This window comes from Nocardioides sp. BGA-UO-ETr-FS32, from assembly GCF_059567905.1.
Genome location: NZ_JCAQOX010000013.1, coordinates 360,110 through 378,111, shown reverse-complemented (window position 1 = coordinate 378,111; position 18,002 = coordinate 360,110). Strand labels below are relative to the sequence as shown.

At 71.6% G+C, this 18,002-nt stretch carries 16 protein-coding genes; 4 read left to right on the top strand and 12 right to left on the bottom strand.

Annotation, left to right across the window (positions count from 1 at the left end; translation table 11 throughout):
- Positions 1–3 precede the first annotated feature (3 nt).
- Positions 4–558 (bottom strand): NAD(P)H-dependent oxidoreductase, encoded by a 555-nt coding sequence (locus AC57BS_RS06965; RefSeq protein ID WP_496410711.1) that lies wholly within the window; start codon positions 556–558, stop codon positions 4–6.
- Positions 559–631: 73 nt separating this feature from the next.
- On the opposite strand from AC57BS_RS06965, the gene AC57BS_RS06960 reads away from it, so the two are divergent.
- Positions 632–1,222, top strand: a complete 591-nt coding sequence (locus AC57BS_RS06960) for a TetR/AcrR family transcriptional regulator (RefSeq protein ID WP_496410710.1) — start codon at positions 632–634, stop codon at positions 1,220–1,222.
- 24 nt (positions 1,223–1,246) lie between these two features.
- Here the strand turns inward: AC57BS_RS06960 and AC57BS_RS06955 are convergent, their stop codons facing one another.
- The 5 genes from AC57BS_RS06955 to AC57BS_RS06935 form a co-directional block, all read right to left on the bottom strand.
- Positions 1,247–1,918: a DUF305 domain-containing protein gene (locus AC57BS_RS06955; RefSeq protein ID WP_496410709.1), complete on the bottom strand. Its 672-nt coding sequence runs from the start codon at positions 1,916–1,918 to the stop codon at positions 1,247–1,249.
- A gap of 2,012 nt (positions 1,919–3,930) precedes the next feature.
- Positions 3,931–5,511, bottom strand: coding sequence for a citramalate synthase (cimA, locus tag AC57BS_RS06950; protein WP_496410708.1), 1,581 nt, complete (start codon positions 5,509–5,511; stop codon positions 3,931–3,933).
- A gap of 246 nt (positions 5,512–5,757) precedes the next feature.
- The gene (locus AC57BS_RS06945) at positions 5,758–6,174 is read right to left on the bottom strand and encodes a hypothetical protein (protein WP_496410707.1); all 417 of its coding nucleotides are present in this window, start codon (positions 6,172–6,174) and stop codon (positions 5,758–5,760) included.
- A 148-nt stretch (positions 6,175–6,322) separates the two neighbouring features.
- Positions 6,323–7,348, bottom strand: a complete 1,026-nt coding sequence (locus AC57BS_RS06940) for a zinc metalloprotease (protein WP_496410706.1) — start codon at positions 7,346–7,348, stop codon at positions 6,323–6,325.
- A 90-nt stretch (positions 7,349–7,438) separates the two neighbouring features.
- On the bottom strand, positions 7,439–9,091 hold the full coding sequence (locus AC57BS_RS06935; protein ID WP_496410705.1) for a serine/threonine protein kinase: 1,653 nt from the start codon (positions 9,089–9,091) through the stop codon (positions 7,439–7,441).
- A gap of 89 nt (positions 9,092–9,180) precedes the next feature.
- Between AC57BS_RS06935 and AC57BS_RS06930 the strand changes: the two genes are divergently transcribed.
- The 3 genes from AC57BS_RS06930 (at position 9,181) to AC57BS_RS06920 (ending at position 12,171) form a co-directional block, all read left to right on the top strand.
- Complete coding sequence (locus tag AC57BS_RS06930; protein ID WP_496410704.1) at positions 9,181–9,537, top strand: TraR/DksA family transcriptional regulator; 357 nt, start codon at positions 9,181–9,183, stop codon at positions 9,535–9,537.
- Between the two features lie 116 nt (positions 9,538–9,653).
- Positions 9,654–10,700 (top strand): IS30 family transposase, encoded by a 1,047-nt coding sequence (locus AC57BS_RS06925; RefSeq protein WP_496410703.1) that lies wholly within the window; start codon positions 9,654–9,656, stop codon positions 10,698–10,700.
- Between the two features lie 46 nt (positions 10,701–10,746).
- Positions 10,747–12,171, top strand: a complete 1,425-nt coding sequence (locus tag AC57BS_RS06920; RefSeq protein WP_496410702.1) for an HNH endonuclease signature motif containing protein — start codon at positions 10,747–10,749, stop codon at positions 12,169–12,171.
- A 50-nt stretch (positions 12,172–12,221) separates the two neighbouring features.
- On the opposite strand, the gene AC57BS_RS06915 is transcribed toward AC57BS_RS06920, so the two are convergent.
- From AC57BS_RS06915 to AC57BS_RS06890, 6 genes are all read right to left on the bottom strand, one after another.
- Positions 12,222–12,800, bottom strand: a complete 579-nt coding sequence (locus tag AC57BS_RS06915) for a hypothetical protein (protein ID WP_496410701.1) — start codon at positions 12,798–12,800, stop codon at positions 12,222–12,224.
- A 78-nt stretch (positions 12,801–12,878) separates the two neighbouring features.
- Positions 12,879–13,574, bottom strand: a complete 696-nt coding sequence (locus AC57BS_RS06910; protein WP_496410700.1) for a DUF2306 domain-containing protein — start codon at positions 13,572–13,574, stop codon at positions 12,879–12,881.
- Positions 13,575–13,632: 58 nt separating this feature from the next.
- Positions 13,633–15,498, bottom strand: a complete 1,866-nt coding sequence (nhaA, locus tag AC57BS_RS06905) for a Na+/H+ antiporter NhaA (RefSeq protein WP_496410699.1) — start codon at positions 15,496–15,498, stop codon at positions 13,633–13,635.
- A complete protein-coding gene (locus tag AC57BS_RS06900; RefSeq protein WP_496410698.1) occupies positions 15,495–16,583 on the bottom strand; it encodes a branched-chain amino acid aminotransferase in 1,089 nt (362 codons plus the stop codon). Before AC57BS_RS06900 ends, nhaA begins: the two co-directional genes overlap by 4 nt.
- A 24-nt stretch (positions 16,584–16,607) precedes the next feature.
- Entirely contained in the window at positions 16,608–17,687 is a 1,080-nt protein-coding gene (locus AC57BS_RS06895) for a 3-isopropylmalate dehydrogenase (protein WP_496410697.1), read from the bottom strand.
- A gap of 10 nt (positions 17,688–17,697) precedes the next feature.
- On the bottom strand, positions 17,698–17,838 hold the full coding sequence (locus tag AC57BS_RS06890; RefSeq protein WP_496410696.1) for a hypothetical protein: 141 nt from the start codon (positions 17,836–17,838) through the stop codon (positions 17,698–17,700).
- Positions 17,839–18,002: the final 164 nt, after the last annotated feature.

The following is an 18,002-nucleotide window of genomic DNA, read 5'->3' as shown; positions in this document are numbered from 1 at the left end:
TGGTCAGGCCGCGATTTCGACCTCGTGCGCGACGAGGGCGTCCAGCGCGCCGAGGAACCGCTGCACGGCGGCCTCGTTCTCCAGCGGGTCACCGTCGACGGCGGGCTCGTCGACGACGATGCCCTCGACCACGACGGCGCCGGCGATGGTGGCGGAGTGGCGGGCGTGCTCGTGCGACCACTTGCCGCCGTACGGCGTGGGCGTGGCGCCGATGGCGGCGAAGGGCTTGCCGACGATGGCGCCCTGGCCGTAGGGCCGCGAGAGCCAGTCGATGGCGTTGTTGAGCACGGCCGGCATGGTGCCGTTGTACTCCGGGGTGACGGCGAGGACGCGGTCGGCGGCGGCGACGGACTGGCGGAGCGCGGTGGCGGCGGCGGGAGCGGTCTCGCCGTCGAGCTCCTCGTTGTAGAACGGGACGGCGTCGATGCCCTCGACGACGTCGACGGTCACGCCGGCCGGGGCGTGGTCGCGCAGGTGCTCGGCGATGCGGCGGTTGAGGGAGCCGGCGCGGTAGGAACCGAGGAGCACAGCGACGCGGGTCTGCTTGGGAGTGGTCATGCAGGTCAAAACGGACCGCGGTCCGCTTCTATTCCGATGCGGCGGAACTTTTCTCGCGCCTAGGCTTGCCGCCGTGACCCACCTGCTGCCGCTCGCGGACGCGCCCGCGCCGGAGCGGGCCGACGCCGCGCGCAACCGCGAGGCGATCCTCGCGGCGGCACTGCGTCTGGTGCAGACCCGGGGGGTCGGGTGCGTGACCATGGAGACGGTCGCGACGGAGGCCGGGGTCGGCAAGGGCACGCTGTTCCGTCGGTTCGAGAACCGCGAAGGGCTCATGGCTGCCGTGCTCAACGAGTCGGAGACGGCCTGGCAGGCGAGCGTCATCTCCGGTCCCCCGCCCCTCGGACCGGGCGCGCCGCCGATGGAGCGGTTGCTGGCCTTCGGGCACTCCCGGCTGCGGACGAACCTGACCCACGCCGAGCTCATCGCGGCGGCCGGCCGCCCCGGCGCCCGGTCCGCGGCGGCACTGTCCTTCACCAACATGCACGTCCGCTACCTCCTCGGCGAGCTCGGCGTCACCGGTGACCTGCTGATGCTGGCCACCGCGCTCCTCGCACCCCTGGAGATGGTCGTGCTGGACCAGCAGGTCAACGCCGAGCACATCTCGCTCGAGCGGATCGAGGCCGGGTGGGACGACCTCGTGCGGCGCGTGGTCGGTCGCTGACCCCGGCGGCCCCGTGGGGTCAGCTCAGCCCGCGAGCGCGCCGAGCTTGCGCTTCATCGCCGCGATCTCGACCTGCTGGTCGGTCCCGATGTGGCTGGCGAGCTGGAACACCTCGGACTCCTGCCCGCCCTCGCCCTCGGTCAGCAGCGACTCCACCATCACCACGGCGCCCTCGTGGTGGCGGATCATCCCCAGCAGGAACAGCCGGTCGAAGCGCGGTCCCGATGCCCGCTCGAGCCGCGCCATCTCCCGCGGGGTGAGCATCCCCGGCATGCCGTGCTCACCGTCGGCGTGGCCTGCGTGCATTCCGGACAGGCTCTCGCCGCGTCCGGTCAGCCATCCCTCGAGCTGCTCGATCTCGGCGACCTGCGTCACCTCGATCCGCTCGGCCATCGCCGCCAGGCCGAGGTCCTCGGCACGGTCGTCGACGAGCGCCGTCATCTCCAGCGCCTGCTGGTGGTGCGGGATCATCCCCTGGACGAAGGCGACGTCCGCATCGGTGTAGGCCGGTTCGTCGACGCTCTCGGCCTCCTCAGGCGACAGCGTGGTGCCGGACTCCCCCGGCGCACCGAGCTGCACCACCGGAGCAGTTGCCTCCTCCGGCTCGGCCTCGGAGGTGCACGCCGCCAGGCCGACGAGCAGCACGACGAGCGCGGCGGTGGTCCGGCCGGGACGGCAGTCGCGGGTCGTCGGCATGGGGTCTCCATTCACCAGGTCTTGTCACATTCTGGGGCTGGCGGTGGCGACCTGTCATCGATACGTTGGCAGGTCATAGAAGGTCGACCACACCGCGGACCTCCCGGCCCGAGCACGAGGCGCCGACCTGGGTGAAAGAGGGTCACCGCGATGTCTCGTCAACCCCGCCGAAACCGGACCACGATGCGCGCGGCGGGGGTGCTCACCCTGGCGGCCGCGCTCCTGCCCGCGACGGCGTACGCCGCGGACGACCCGCGCGAGGACCTCGCGCCGGGCTACATCCCGTGGTCGGAGGCCAGCAGCAACATCGAGCTGCTCGACAACGACCCGCGCAGCGGGGCCTTCGACTCGGACGTGACCGGCTTCAGCGGCATCGGGTTCGCCAACTCCGACCTCGCGTTCAGCGGTGACAACGCGATCGTCGGCAACTTCAACGGCTTCCAGGTCTACGACCTGTCCGACCCCACCGACCCGGCGCTGCGCGCGTCCTTCGTGTGCCCGGGTGGCCAGGGCGACCCGTCGGTCTACGGTGACCTGCTGTTCATCTCCGTGGAGGAGACGCGCGGCCGCATCGACTGCGGCACCCAGGGCGCCGCCGGCGCCGTGAACCCCGAGCGGTTCCGCGGCGTACGGATCTTCGACATCTCCGACCTCGACAACCCCGTGCAGCTTCCGGGGGTGCAGACCTGTCGCGGGTCCCACACGCACACGATCGTCACCGACCCCGACGACCCGGCCAACATCTACATCTACAACTCCGGCACCTCCGGGGTCCGCTCGCCGCTCGAGCTCGCCGGCTGCGAGAACGCCGCGCTCACGCAGAGCCCGGTCACCACCGGCAACCCGACCCAGTGGCGCATCGACGTCATCAAGGTGCCGCTGGCGGCCCCCGCGACGGCAGCCATCGTCAGCCAGCCGCGGATCTTCACCGACCCCGACACCGGTGCGTTCAACGGCCTCCAGAACACGCTGCCCGGCACCCTGCACCCGTCCGGCACCCCGTACTCGCCCCTGCCCAACACCAACACGTGCCACGACGTCACGGCCTTCCCGGCCCGCGAGCTGGTGGCCGGCGCCTGCCAGGGCAACGGCATCCTGTTGGACGTCGAGGACCCGGTGAACCCGGTACGCCTCGACGCGGTCAGCGACCCGAACTTCTCCTACTGGCACTCCGCGTCGTTCAACAACGACGGCACCAAGGTGATCTTCACCGACGAGTGGGGCGGCGGCACGAGCGCGCGCTGCCGGGTCACCGACAAGCCGGAGTGGGGCGCCGACGCGCTCTTCGACATCGCGGGTGACCAGATGGAGTTCGCGAGCTACTACAAGATGCCCGCCGCACAGACCACGCAGGAGAACTGCGTGGCCCACAACTCCTCACTCGTCCCGGTTCCCGGTCGCGACATCCTCGTCCAGGCGTGGTACCAGGGCGGACTGTCCGTGATCGACTTCAGCGACACCGCCAACCCGGTCGAGATCGCCTACTTCGACCGCGGCCCGATCACCACACCGGCGAACCCGACCGGTCTCAACCTCGGCGGACTCTGGTCGACCTACTGGTACAACGGCCAGGTCTACGGCACCGAGATAGCCCGCGGTTTCGACACCTTCGGCCTGACCACCAGCGACCTGCTCAGCGAGAACGAGCTCGACGCGGCCCGCGAGGTGCGGGTCGAGGAGTTCAACGCCCAGCACCAGCGGAAGATCGTCTGGGAGCCGAGCTTCAACGTCGCCGGCGCCTACTACGACCAAGCGGTGCGGTCCGGCGAGCTGGCGGGCAAGACGCTGGCGACCGTGACCAAGCACCTCGACAAGGCCGAGGAGCTCGCCGGCAAGGGCGAGGTGGCCTCCGCGAAGGAGCAGCTGACCAACGCCATCCGGGCGCTCGGTGACAGCGGCGACCAGGGCGAGCTCACGCAGGCCCTCCGGGGCAGGCCCTCCGGGAGCTGCGCGACAGCCTGTGACCCCCGTACGGCGCCGCCCAGCCGCAGCGGTGGCGGCGCCCGTACGGGTCAGCGGTGGTGCCGCCGCAGGCCGAAGGTGAGGCCGTCGACCAGCGCGCCCCATGACGCCTCGATGACGTTGGCGCCGACACCGACGGTGACCCACGACGACTCCCCGTCGGTGGTCTCGATGAGCACGCGGGTGGTGGCGTCGGTGCCGTGGCCCTGGTCGAGGATGCGCACCTTGTAGTCGATGAGCTCGAACTTCGCGACCTCGGGGAACGCCTGTCCGATCGCCTCGCGCAGCGCCGCGTCGAGGGCGTTGACCGGGCCGTTGCCCTCGCCGGTGACGACGTAGCGCACGCCCTCCGAGCGCAGCTTGACCGTCGCCTCGGAGATCGCCTCGCCGTCGGTGCGGGTCTCGGTGATGACCCGCCACGACTCCACGTCGAAGTACGACGGCCGCGTGCCCTCGACCTCCTCGGCGAGAAGCAGCTCGAAGGACGCGTCGGCGGCCTCGAAGGTGTGGCCGCGCTGCTCCATCTCCTTGACGCGGGCCGTGACGCGGGTGACGAGCTCGCGGTCGTCGGAGAGGTCGTAGCCGAGCTCCTTGCCCTTGAGCTCGATCGAGGCGCGGCCGGCCATGTCGGAGACCAGCAGGCGCATGTCGTTGCCGACGACCAGCGGGTCGAGGTGCTGGTAGAGGTTGGGGTCGACCTTGATCGCGCTGGCGTGCAGGCCGGCCTTGTGCGCGAAGGCCGACGTGCCGACGTAGGGCTGGCGCGAGGCAGGCGGGACGTTGGTGACCTCGGCGACGGCGTGGGCGATGCGGGTCGCCTCGCGGAGCAGGCCCTGCGGCAGGACGGTGCGGTCCAGCTTGAGCTCGAGGTTGGCCACGACGGTGACGAGGTCGGCGTTGCCGGTGCGCTCGCCGTAGCCGTTGATGCAGCCCTGCACGTGGGTGGCCCCGGCCGCCACCGCGGCGAGGGAGTTGGCGACCGCGCAGCCGCTGTCGTTGTGGGCGTGGATGCCGACGCGGGCGCCGGTGGACTCGATCACGTCGAGCACCACGTCGGAGACCCAGTCGGGCAGCATGCCGCCGTTGGTGTCGCAGAGCGCGACGACCTCCGCGCCGGCCTCGGCGGCCGTGCGCAGCACCTCGAGCGCGTACGCCCGGTTCTCGCGGTAGCCGTCGAAGAAGTGCTCGGCGTCGAGGAAGACCGTCTGCCCCTCCGCGCGGAGGTGGCTGACGGTGTCGCGCACCATCGCGAGGTTCTCCTCCAGCGTCGTGCGCAGCGCGAGCTCGACGTGCCGGTCGTGCGACTTCGCGACGAGCGTGACCACCCCGGCACCTGAGTCGCGCAGCGCCGCGACGAGCGGGTCGTCGGCGGCCCGTACGCCGGCGCGGCGGGTGGCGCCGAACGCCGCGAGCCGCGCGTGGCGCAGGTCGAGCTCCGCAGCTGCGCGCCGGAAGAACTCGGTGTCCTTGGGGTTGGCCCCGGGCCAGCCGCCCTCGATGTAGCCCACGCCGAGGCCGTCGAGCTGACGGGCGATGCTGAGCTTGTCGGCGACGGAGAGGTTGAGCCCCTCCTGCTGGGCGCCGTCGCGCAGGGTGGTGTCGTAGACGTGGAACGAGCCGTGCAGGTCCATCGGTGGTCTCTCGGTCGGGGCGGGGGTACAAAAAAACCTCCTGGGGTGCAGGAGGTCGGCGCGGCGGGGAGTCCCGTCGCGCTAGGCAATGATGGTGCTGGTGCTCACAGGTCCGATCGTGCCACGCCAGGCCCGGCCGTGAGACGCCCGTCTCGGGATCCGGTCGGCCACGCGCGCGACTGCGTCCCGGGTGCCGCCCCCACGACGGCTCCCGGGACGCAGTGTTCCCCCCACTTCAGCAGCCGGTCAGCAGGCGTACGCCTCCGCGCCGGCGATGTAGGTGGTGACCATCTGCTCCGGCAGCGGCGAACCGTCGGCGAAGTACTCCAGGCCGATGCCGTCGGCCCCGTTGGGGTTCGTCCGGCCGGTGTGCTTCGGGTCGCCGATCGTCATCTTCTCGAAGACCTTGAGGCCGACCGGGAGGCCCGCCTCGCGCAGCGCGGCGTACCCCGCCTCCTCGGCTCCCTCGCACTCGGCGGCGTAGCCCTCGAACTCCGCCCCCATCGCGGCCGAGACCACGAACCAGTTGGCCGAGGTCGGCCCGGACAGGGAGTACATCGGGACGAAGCAGTGGTAGGCGCTGGCACTCGTCGCGCTCAGGGCGACGGCCGCCGTGGCCGCGCCGGCGACGACGCCGAGGCGCCGGACGGTGGTGATGCTCATGTGGTGTTCCCCTCGTGATGGGACCCCCTGCGGATCCCGGCACCACACAGTCCAGCGGTGGTGCGGGCCACCGACCACGGTCAGTGACCCGCACACTTCCCGCACAGTTCGTGCTGGAAGTCCGTGCTGGAAGTCCGTGCTGGGGACCTCAGGAGAGCGCGCGGTACTCCGTCCACGCCATCTGCATCCGCGCGGCCTGGCCGGCGGTGAACTCGGTCATGCAGGAGTCGTAGGTGTAGTCCATGAAGTTGGTGATGGGGTCGACTCCCCCGCCCTCGCAGGTGTCACGCCCGGTCGGGCACCGGAAGGCCGGCGACGCCTCGGGAGCGGTGTCGGCGACGTAGTCGCCCGGCTCGGAGCAGCCGCCCTGGAACGTGTGGTAGAGCTCGAGCCAGTGGCCGACCTCGTGGGTGGCGGTGTCGCCCTCGCCGTAGACGGTGTAGACCGACGAGTCGCCCGTGTCGCCCTCGACGGTGGGCAGGCTGCGGTAGTCGACGACGACGCCGTCGCGGTACTGCGGCAGCGGGTCACCGAGGGTGGTCTCCGAGGTGAAGTCGGAGGGGAAGTAGGCCCAGCCGAGCAACGACTGCGCCAGCGAGGCGGAGTAGATGTTGAGCGTCTCGGAGGTGCTGTCGTCGTAGAAGTACTGCTTCATCTTCACCTCCTTGCCGCTGCCGCGGTAGAAGCGGGGCAGCCCGCCGTTGGAGGAGACCAGGTTGAACCACTCGGGCTGGTTCACGCGGTCGATCTCCTCGAGCACGAAGGTGAACCCGGTGCCGGCGAAGCCCTCGTTGAGCACGTTGATCTGCTCCTGGATCCGCTCGTCGGAGAGCCAGCCGCCGCCCTTGCCCATGTCCTTGTAGACGACGTTGAAGCGGACCGGGATCTCGACCGGCTCGAACGCCGCGGCCGTGCTGGCGCCCGGCTTGCCCTTGGCGGACGTACGCGCCGCGCGGGCCGCCGCCCTGGCCAGCGGGTCCTTGTGGACGACGTGGAGGTCGTCGCGCGGGATCGTGCCGGCCGGACCCTCGGCGACGTCGCCGTAGTCGATGCAGTCGGTCGACGTGTCCTTGGCCGGTGCGCCGAACGTCGGCGTCGACATGCCCATCCCGAGGGCGAGCGCGGTGGCCGCGACGCCGAGGCGTTGCAGGGTGCGGGTGTTGGTGAGCTTCATGTGGTCCCCTCCGAAGTCGGTTGAGGGGACCGTATGCCCCTTCGGGTGCTGACGAGAAGACCCACCTTGGGGTGGGTTTCCCGGAGGCCCTCAGAGCCAGCCCGGCACCCGTACGTCGGAGAACGGCGCACCGTCGTACGGCGTCCAGCTGGTGCCCTGCGCCGACGCGGCCGCACCCAGCCCCGAGCCGGCGGCCGCGACGAGCAGCGTGACCAGCAGCCACGGCACGCCACGACGGGCCAGCGGGTCGACCAGCCGGTGCACCGGCGAGCGGACGCGCTCGGCTCCGGGTCCCCACCAGGCCGAGACCGCGAAGGCGCCGCCGATGGCCGCGAGCGAGGTGGTCATCGAGAGCGACGCGGCGAAGCAGAGCAGCGCGACGGCACACGCGATCCCGGCGCTCCAGAGGAGGAGGACGAGAGACCCGCCGAGTCCTGCGACGACGTGCCACGGAGCGGCCAGCAGGACCTGGATCCCGTCGTACCACCTCACGCCGCGCCGGTCGCGGCGGTTGCCGGCGGACGCGGCGGCGAGCGATCCGCTGCGCAGGAGCCAGATGGCGACGAAAAGGACGGCGAGGCTCACGTAGGGCGCGAGGACGATGCCGCCGGTCACGACGCCGCCGAGGGCGAGGAGGGTCAGTGACCTGCGCAGGCGCTGGCCGGTGGGCAGCCTCTCCCGCGCGGGGGGGCCGTAGTCGGTGACGTACTCGGTCGAGCCGTCCGACCGGTCGTGGAAGGGGTCCCTGCTCGGAGCCGTCCAGTCGTCGGACCAGTGCACGGGCTCGTCGGGCGGTGCCGGCGGCGCGCCCGCGGTGCCCACGCGCGTCGGCGCGTCGTACGCCTCCTGGGCGACCGCCGCGTAGGGCAGGGTGGCCGGCGCCGAGCCGCGGTGTTCTCGGGAGGCACCTCGCTCGTCGTGCTCCACCGGCTCCGAGGCCAGGTCCTCGAGCCAGTCGCGGACCTCGTCGAGCGACGGCCGGTCCTCGGGCGACGGCGCGAGCGCGTCCTCCACGAGCTCGAGCACGTCGGGGTCGAGCCCGGTGAGGTCGTGCTCACCGCGGCGGACGCGGTCCATGATCGCCATCGACGGCCCACGGCCGTAGGGCGCGCGGCCGGTGCCGGCGTACGCCACCGTGGCGGCCCAGGCATGCACGTCGGAGGCCGCGGTCGCGTCGTCGCCGTAGAGGATCTCGGGGGCGAGGTAGCCCGGCGTCCCGAGCAGCCAGCCGTTCATGGTGATGCGCGAGTCGTCTGCGACGCGGGCCAGGCCGAAGTCGATGAGGATGGGCGTACGCCCCTCCATGATCACGTTGGAGGGCTTGATGTCGCGGTGCAGCACCCCGACGTCGTGCACCGCTTCCAGCGCCTCCGCGAGGCAGTCGGCGAACCAGAGCAGGTCGTCGCCGGCCAGCGGCCCCTCCTCCTGCACGTGGTCGTGCAGCGACAGGCCCGGGACGTAGCGGGTCGCGACGAAGGGGATGTCGCCGAACGGGTCGGCGTCGACGATCTCCGCGATGCGGCGGCTGCGGACCCGGCTCAGCGAGCTGACCTCGCGGGCGAGCCGGCGACGGGCCTCGTCGTCACCGACGACGTGCGGGCGCAGGACCTTGATCGCCACCGGCCGCTCCCCCGGCTTCTGGCCGAGGTGGACCACGCCCATGCCGCCCTCGCCGAGGCGGGCACGCAGCGCGTAGCCGCCGACGGTGAGACCGGGCGGCGGCGCCTTCGGGGACGTCGTCACGGCACGAGGATACGGGCGCCGACCCGTGATCACGCCGATCCGCGCGCCGCGCCGGGAGCGCTGTCGGACGGGTGGGTCACCATGGGGTGGTGGACGAGGTGATGCACGAGACCCGCCGACGCCTCGCCGTCGAGCGGGAGCAGGCCGTCGCGCGGCTGGCGAGCCTGTCCGGCGACTACGACTCCGTGGTGGCGGCCTCCCTCGACACCAACGCCGACGACGAGCACGACCCGGAGGGCGCGACGATCGCCTTCGAGCGCTCGCAGATCGGGGCGCTGGTCCGGCAGGTGCGCCACCACCTCACCGAGATCGACGCCGCGCTCGAGCGGGTCGATGCCGGCTCGTACGGCGTGTGCGAGCGCTGCGGGAAGGCGATCGGGGACGCGCGGCTCGAGGCCGTGCCGGCCGCCCGGACGTGCATCGGGTGCGCCTCGGTGCGTGGCTGAGACGCGAGCGTAGCGAGCCTCGAAACCCCTTCCGACATCGCTGGCCAACAACCATTCCAGCTAGGCGAACTCAATCGGTTGTTGCAACTCGATCGTGAGGTGAGAGGTTGCGGCGCATGCCGGGAGTGAGGTTGACCGCGAATCAGCGGTTGGTGATTGAGCGGGCGTATCTGGCGGGGCTGGACCAGGCCACGATTGCGGCGTTGGTGGACAAGCACCCGTCGACGATCTCGAGGGAGCTGCGTCGGGCGGGGTCGTTCGGGACCAGGTCCCCGCGTGCTCGTACGGCCCGCGATCGAGGTCGGGGGTATCGGGTGAAGTACAGCGCGAAGTGGTCCCAGCGGGAGGCCGCGCGCAAGGCCCGCCGCCCGAAGGCCCGCCGGCTGGATCATGCGCCGCTGCGGGAGAAGGTGTGGGAGCTGTTGCGGGACAACTGGTCGCCGGAACAGATCGCGGCGATGCTGCCGGTGTTGTTCCCACGCGATCTGAGGATGCGGGTGTCGCACGAGACGATCTACCAGTCGCTGTTCGTCCAGACCAAGGGCGAGCTCAAGCGCGAGCTGACCGCCCACCTACGCAGCCGGCGGCAGCGCCGCAAGACCCAGACCGGCGGCGCCAAGCGCCCCACACTCGGCATCACCGACGACATCCGGATCTCCGCGCGCCCAGCCGAGGCCGAGGACCGGGCCGTGCCCGGGCACTGGGAGGGCGACCTTCTGCTCGGCGGCACGGGCAAGGGCGCGGTGATCACACTCGTGGAGCGGTCCTCGCGGTTCGTGCTCCTCGCGCCGCTGCCGGGCCGTCACACCGCGGAGATCGCCCGGATGAAGCTGAGCGAGATGATCGCGACCCTGCCGCTGGAACTCAGGAAGTCGATCACCTGGGACCGGGGATCGGAGATGGCCCAGCACGCCCGGTTCAAGACCGAGACCGGGCTCCCGATCTACTTCTGCGATCCCCAGTCGCCGTGGCAGCGCGGCACCAACGAGAACACCAACGGGCTGCTGCGCCAGTACTGGCCCAAGGGCGCGGACCTGCGCCAGCTCACCGACACCGACTGCGACGCCGTCGCCCTGCAGCTCAACACCCGACCCCGCAAGACCCTCGAATGGCAGACTCCAGGTCAGGCCCTCAACAAGAGGCTCGTTGCAACAGCCGTTTGAACTCGCGCTACGGCCATTGTCGGTGGGCTTCCGTAGACTCGAACACATGATCGACGGACTGGCAGCCGGGGCACGAGAGCTCGCAGACGACCTCTCGGCCGCCGAGCTGCTCGCCTCGATCAAGGCTTCCCGCGAGCTCGAGAACGCCGAGGCCGCCCACCAGCTGGTCCTCGCTGCCCGGTGGGCGGACCTGCACCCACCCGAGTCGATCCACGACGCCGCCTCGTTCACGGTCCCCGGCTGTGAGCACGAGGAGCCCATCGCCGGCGAAGGCGCACCGCTGGTGGCGGAGTTCTGCGTTGCCGAGCTCGGCACCACCCTCGGGATCTCGAGCACGGCGGCGAAGAAGCTCGTCGGCCACGCCCTCGAGCTGCGCCACCGCCTCCCCCGGCTGTGGGACCAGGTCCACGCCGGACGGGTGCCCGCCTGGCGCGCCCGCGCCGTCGCCGACACGACCATTCACTCCTCACCAGCACTCACGGCCGAGGCGGCGGGGTTCGTCGACTCCCAGGTCGCCGCCGTCGCCGGACGCATCGGGCAAGCACAACTCGACCGGCTCGTCGCCGAGACCATCAAGCGCTACGACCTCGCCACCGCCGACCCGACGAAGGACCCCGAGGACGGCCACCTCGCCGTCGACCCTCGCCACGTCACCGTCAACAAGGACGACGTCCACTACGCCGGCACCATGCGCATCGAGGCCGAGGTCGACATCGCCGACGCCCTCGACCTCGACCGTGCCGTCGCCCACGGTGCGGCGGTCCAGAAGGCTCTCGGGTCCCAGCTGTCACTCGACGCACGACGCGCCAAGGCGCTCGGTGAGCTCGCCCGCACGCAGACCGCGCTCGACCTCGCCTTCCAGGACGGTGCAGTCAAGGGCGATGGCGACGACGAGAGCACCGACAATCTGCCGGCCGCTCGCGAGGTTGTGATCCACGCCCATTTCGACGCCAGCTTCTCCGGCGACACCACGGTCTTCGGGCCCACCGGGCGGATGGAGAACGGCCAGCGCCTCGTCCTGCTCGACCAGATCAAGTCGTGGTGCGCCGACTCGCGCACCGAGGTCACCATCAAGCCCGTCATCGACCTCAACGCCCAGCTCACCGCGCAGGGCTACGAGATCCCCGCCCGGATCCGCGAGCAGATCCAGCTCCGGGACCGGACGTGCGTCTTCCCGCGATGCACCCGCCCCGCGCGGGCCTGCGACGTCGACCACATCATCGAGTACGACCACGACGCCGAGGCCGAGGGCAGACCCCAACCCGGACCGACACGCACCGACAACCTCGCCTGCCTGTGCCGCTTCCACCACCGCCTGAAGACCCACTCCGCCTGGCGCTATCTCATGATCGAGAACGGGGTGTTCGAGTGGACCTCACCCCACGGCCACCGCTACCGCCGCGACCACACCGGAACCACCGACCTCGACCCACTCGATTCGCCCGGCATCCCGCGACCACGCCGACCATGACCCCGCCCCACACCCCGCTGACCTGAGGTCGACGGGGTCATCGGCACGCCTCAGACACGCGCCTGCCGCCGGATCGCGGTGACAACGGCGAGGGCGATGCCCCCGACCAAGAGCAGCATGCCGAGGAGCGGCAGCCCGTACTGCATCGCGTCGTAGTAGATGCGCGGGTGCATGGGCGCGAGGTGGAGCTCCTGAATCGGGGTGGCGTCGACGGCCTCGCAGGTCGCGACGACCACGCCGTCCGAGGGTGCCGTGAAGGTGAACGACGCCTCGGGCTCTCCGACCCACGGCTCGTCGAGGAACACGCGCTCGTCGCGCGGTACCGAGGTGACCTCGATCGGCGCTCCGTCGTCGCCGGTGAGGGTGCAGTCGGGATCGCCGAGACTGCGGTCGCTCCAGATCGCGTAGGACTCGGCGGCCCCTTCCACCGAGACGCGGTGTGGTGCTCCGTCCCTGGCGACCGCCGCGTCCGGCGACCACCACCATTGCTGCCCCACGGACAAGGTCACGGCGAAGACGGCCAGCACCAGCCCGAGCCCCACCACCGCTATCGCCGCGGCCGCCACGACCGCCGTACGCCGCTTCCGGACGGCCCCGCCTCCGCGGCTCCGACCCGTGCCCCCGTGCATGCGCTGAGCCTACGGTCCGCTCCGCGGACCGACCGAGGAACACCCCCCGCAACCGGGTCGCAGTCACCCTCGGGGCGATCAGCCCCGGCGCCTGGACTTACCCGACTGTGTCTGGCTGCGCCGCACCAGCCACTCCGCCACCGCCAGGTTGTTGAGCCACGCGACCGTCATGCCGGCGGCCTTGAGGTTGCCACCCGGCGGGCCCACGCTGGGCCCGTCCATGAGCAGGACCATCGGCCCGAGGACGATCGCCTGCGTGCCCGCGCCCTGCGCGACGGCGTACGCCCGTGCCATCCACCGCTGGTGGGTGCGGACGTCCCGGCGCCGGATCGCGAGGACGCCGAGCACCAGGCCGGCGACCATCAGCGAGCCGAACACCAGCCGGGACAGCATCAGGGCGTCGTTGTCGTGGGCCGGGAGCGGGTACCAGACCGCCATCCACAGCCCGCTCAGCGCCGCGGCGAGGCCGGCGGGCACGAGGACCCGTCCGCTCCAGCGGTGCCACCGCGGGCGCCGGGACCGGAAGGACGGCATGAACTGGAACGCCCCGAGCACGGTGTAGAGGCAGGCACCGAAGACGTGCACCACGACCGCCAGCGGCGAGTCGAAGAAGCGCTGGTTGCCCGCGTCGGCCTCCCCCGCCGCCAGCTCCGCGACGCGGAAGACCCCGGCGGCGACGGGTACGAGAGTGAGCGCCAGCAGGCTCGCCGGGATCCACCACTCGCGGCGGGGTCGGGTCGTGGCGTCGGGCCGGTCCGGGGCGATGGTCGTCATGGCGACGAGCCTCGCCGCGACCGGCGTACGGGCGCATCGGCCAGCAGGCCGGAGCGCCTCAGCCGATCGTCCGAGGCGCGCGCCCGGAGGCCTCGAGCGCGCCGATGAGGGTCCTCGCGTCGTGCGGCCCGATGTGCCGGTCCTCGCCGATGAAGAACGTCGGCGTGCCGCGTACGCCGCTCTCCTCCGCCGACGCGACGTCGTGCGCGACGTGGCGCGCGAGCTCGTCGTCGTCGAGGTCGCGCATGAACTGCTCGACGTCGAGGTCCAGCTCCGCGGCGTAGCCGACGAGGTCCTCGAGCTCGAGCTCGTCCTGGTGGGCGAAGAGCACGACGTGCATCTCCCAGAACCGGTCCTGGCGCGCCGCCGCCTCGGACGCGAGGGCGGCCAGCTCTGCGTGCGGGTGGACCGGGAGCGGGAGGTGGCGGACGACGTAGCGCAGCCGGTCGCCGAAGTGGGCGCGGAGCTCGTCGCCGACGCCGCTGACGCGGGCGCAGAACGGGCACTCGTAGTCGAGGTACTCCACGAGCGTCAGCTCGGCGTCGGCCGGGCCGAGGACGTGGTCGCGCGCCGGGTCGACCGCACGGCTGAGGAGCGTCGGCAGGGCCGCGTCGCGCTGGCCGAGGAACCGCGCGGCGAAGCGGAAGGCCAGCCACCCGGCCAGGCTGGCCAGCACGGCCGCGAGGAGGACGCCGACCCGGGCCTGGTCCTGCAGCCGCGGCGACTCGAAGGCGAGGCTGATGATGAGCAGCGAGACGGTGAAGCCGATGCCGGACAGCGCGCCGCCGGCCAGGGTGTGGCCCAGCCCGACGCCCTGAGGCAACCGGCCCCAGCCCAGCCGTACGCTCGCGAACGCGCCGAGGAAGATGCCGACCGCCTTGCCCACGACCAGGCCGAGCACGATGCCCCACATCAACCGTGAGCCGAGGGCGTCGCCCAGCACGCCGTCGCGCAGGTCGACCCCGGCGTTGGCCAGCGCGAACACCGGTACGACGACGTGGCTGGTCGGGGTGTGCAGGGCCTCCTGGAGCCGCTCGTTGACCGAGATCGCGCGGGTCAGCGAGCGGCGGGCGGCCCGCTGCACGCCCGGCATCGGCGACTGCCGGAAGGCGCGGAAGCTGCGCGCGGCGTCCTCCACGTCGGACCGGCGCGGGTCCAGGGCGGGCACCAGGAGTCCGCTGAGCATGCCCGCGATGGAGGCGTGCACGCCGGACTCGACGGTGGCGATCCAGAGGACGAGCACGACGAGCACGTAGGGCGCGGCCTGCCACACGCCGGCGCGGTCGAGGCCGACCAGCACCGCCAGGCAGGCGGCCGCCACGAGCAGGGCGCCGACCGAGAGGTCGTCGGAGTAGACGACGCCGATCACGCTGACGGCGACGATGTCGTCGATGACGGTCAGCGTGAGCAGGAAGATCCGCAGCTGGGTCGAGACGGCCGGCCCCACGAGCGCCATCACGCCGAGCAGGAACGCGGTGTCCGTGCCGATGACCGCGCCCCACCCGGCCGCCGCCTCGCCGGACGGGTTGAGGGTGAGGAAGATGCCGGCCGGCACCAGCATGCCGGTGACGCCGGCGACCAGCGGGACCACGACCCGGCTGCGGTCGGTGAGCTCGCCGATGGCGAACTCCTTGCGCACCTCGAGGCCGATGACGAAGAAGAACACGACCATCAGGCCGTCGTTGACCCAGTGGTGCAGGTCCATCGACAGCCCGCCGTCGCCCAGCCGGACCGACAGCTCGGTGTGCCACAGGTCGACGTAGGACTGCGACCACGGCGAGTTCGCCCACACCAGCGCGACCAGCGCCGCGACGACGAGCAACCCGGCGGAGCCGGACTCGGTGCGGATGAAGTCGCGCAGCGAGCGCGGGCTCTGCGCCTCGAACGCCGCGGATCCGGTGCAGGCGGACTGCTCGGTGCTCACACGACGCGGTGCATCCAGCCGAAGGTGTCATCGGCACGGCCGAACTGCATGCCCACGAGCGCCTCACGGATCCGCATGGTCAGCTCGGTGCTGGCCGGCGCCGGGGTCACGCCGTGGGGCGAGCGCAGCTCACCGACCGGAGTGACCACCGCCGCGGTGCCGCAGGCGAAGATCTCGGTGATCTCTCCGGAGGCGACGCCGTCGCGCCACTCGTCGATGCTGAACTTGCGCTCCTCGACCGCGTGGCCGAGCTTGCCGGCGAGCTCGATGATCGACGCGCGGGTGATGCCCTCGAGGATCGTGCCGGTCTCGGGGGTGACGATGGAGCCGTCGGCGTGGACGAAGAACAGGTTCATCCCGCCGAGCTCCTCGATGTAGCGGAATTCCTGGTCGTCGAGGAAGACGACCTGGTCGCAGCCCTTCTCGATCGCCTCGCGCTGGGCGGCCAGCGACGCGGCGTAGTTGCCGCCCGTCTTGGCCGCTCCCATGCCGCCGCGACCGGCGCGGGTGAAGGTCTCCGAGAGCCACAGGTTGACCGGCTTGATGCCGCCCTTGAAGTAGGCGCCGGCTGGCGAGGCGATCACCATGAAGGTCACGTGCTGCGCCGGACGCACGCCGAGGAACGTCTCGGAGGCGAACATGAACGGGCGCAGGTAGAGCGACTTCTCGCCCTCTCCACCACCGGAGGCGTTGTCGGGCACCCAGCGCTGGTCGGTCTCGACGAGTGCGTCCACGCACGCCACGAAGTCCTCGACCGGCAGCTCGGGGAAGGCCAGGCGCGCGGACGAGCGCACCATGCGCGCGGCGTTCTGCTCGGGCCGGAAGGTCCAGATCGAGCCGTCGTCGTGCCGGTAGGCCTTCATGCCCTCGAAGGTCTCCTGCGCGTAGTGCAGCACCGCGGTCGCCGGGTCGAGCGTCAGCGGACCGTAGGGCTCGATGCGGGCCGCGTGCCAGCCCTCGTCGGGCGTCCACTCGACCGTGAGCATGTGGTCGGTGAAGTAGGTGCCGAAGCCGGGGTTGGCGAGGATCTCGGCCAGCCGGGCGTCGTCGACGGGCGTGGGGTTGGCGGTGGTGCTGATCTGCATGGGGTCAACCTACTCAGGTTCGGCTCAGAGGCGGGCGGCGATGGCGTCCCCGACCTCGCTCGTACGACGGCTCGTCCCGGGCTCACGTGCGGTGAGGTCGGCCAGCACGGCGGCCTCGATCGCGGCGGCGGCGTCGGGGTGGCCGAGGTGGTCGAGCAGCAGCGCTCCGGAGAGGATCGCGGCGGTCGGGTCGGCCTTCTGCTGGCCGGCGATGTCGGGGGCCGAGCCGTGGACGGGCTCGAACATGGACGGCGCGGTCCGGTCGGGGTTCACGTTGCCGGAGGCGGCCAGCCCGATGCCGCCGGTGATGGCGGCGGCGAGGTCGGTGATGATGTCGCCGAAGAGGTTGTCGGTGACGACCACGTCGAAGCGCGCGGGGTCGGTGACCATGAAGATCATGGCGGCGTCGATGTGGATGTAGTCGGTCGTGACGTCGGGGTGCTCGGCCGCGACCTGCTCGAACAGCCGCCACCACAGCGAGCCGGCGTTGACGAGGACGTTGGTCTTGTGGACCAGCGTGACCTTCTTGCGCGGGCGCTTCTCGGCGCGGGCGAACGCGTCGCGGATCACCCGCTCCACGCCGTACGCGGTGTTGACCGACACCTCGGTCGCGATCTCGGCGGGGGTGCCGACCCGGAGGGCACCGCCGTTGCCCGTGTAGGGGCCTTCGGTGCCCTCGCGGACCACCACGAAGTCGATCTCACCCTTCTGCAGGACCGGCTCGGCCAGGGGTGAGGCCGTCCCGGGGAAGAGACGCGACGGACGCAGGTTGACGTAGTGGTCGAGCTCGAAGCGCAGCTTGAGCAGCAGGCCGCGCTCGAGGATGCCGGGGGGCAGGTTCGGGTCGTTTGGCTTGCCGCCGACGGCTCCCAGCAGGATCGCGTCGTGCTCGCGGATCTCCGCGAGCACCGAGTCGGGCAGCACCTCGCCGGTCGCGAGGTAGCGCTCGGCGCCGAGGTCGTAGCGCGTCGACTCGAACTTCACCGGGGACGCGACCTCGAGGACCTTGAGGGCCTCGGCGGTCACCTCCGGGCCGATGCCGTCGCCGGGGATGACGGCGAGGGTGGGCGTGCCGGTGGGAGCGGTCTGCTGGGTGTCTGGCATGCGGCTGACGTTAGTTGTCGTCGGGCCGCTGGCCGCCGCCGTCTCGCAGGTCAAGCGCCGTCTGCAGCGCCAGTGCGACGTTCTCCGCGCTGCGCGGGTTCTCGGGGTCGTGGGCCGCGGGGCCCCAGGTGTCGGGGTACAGGTCGTACATCGTTCTCACTCCTGGTCACATCTCGGTGGAAGGTGTGAGTCCGAAGCTGCCGACACCGCGGCGGGTGACGGAGCAGGGATGCGGGGATCGCCCGGGCCCGGCTGCCGGCCGACGAGCGTGCGGATCGCGCAGTGACTGCGTGGGACCCGCCACGGAGGCGGCGG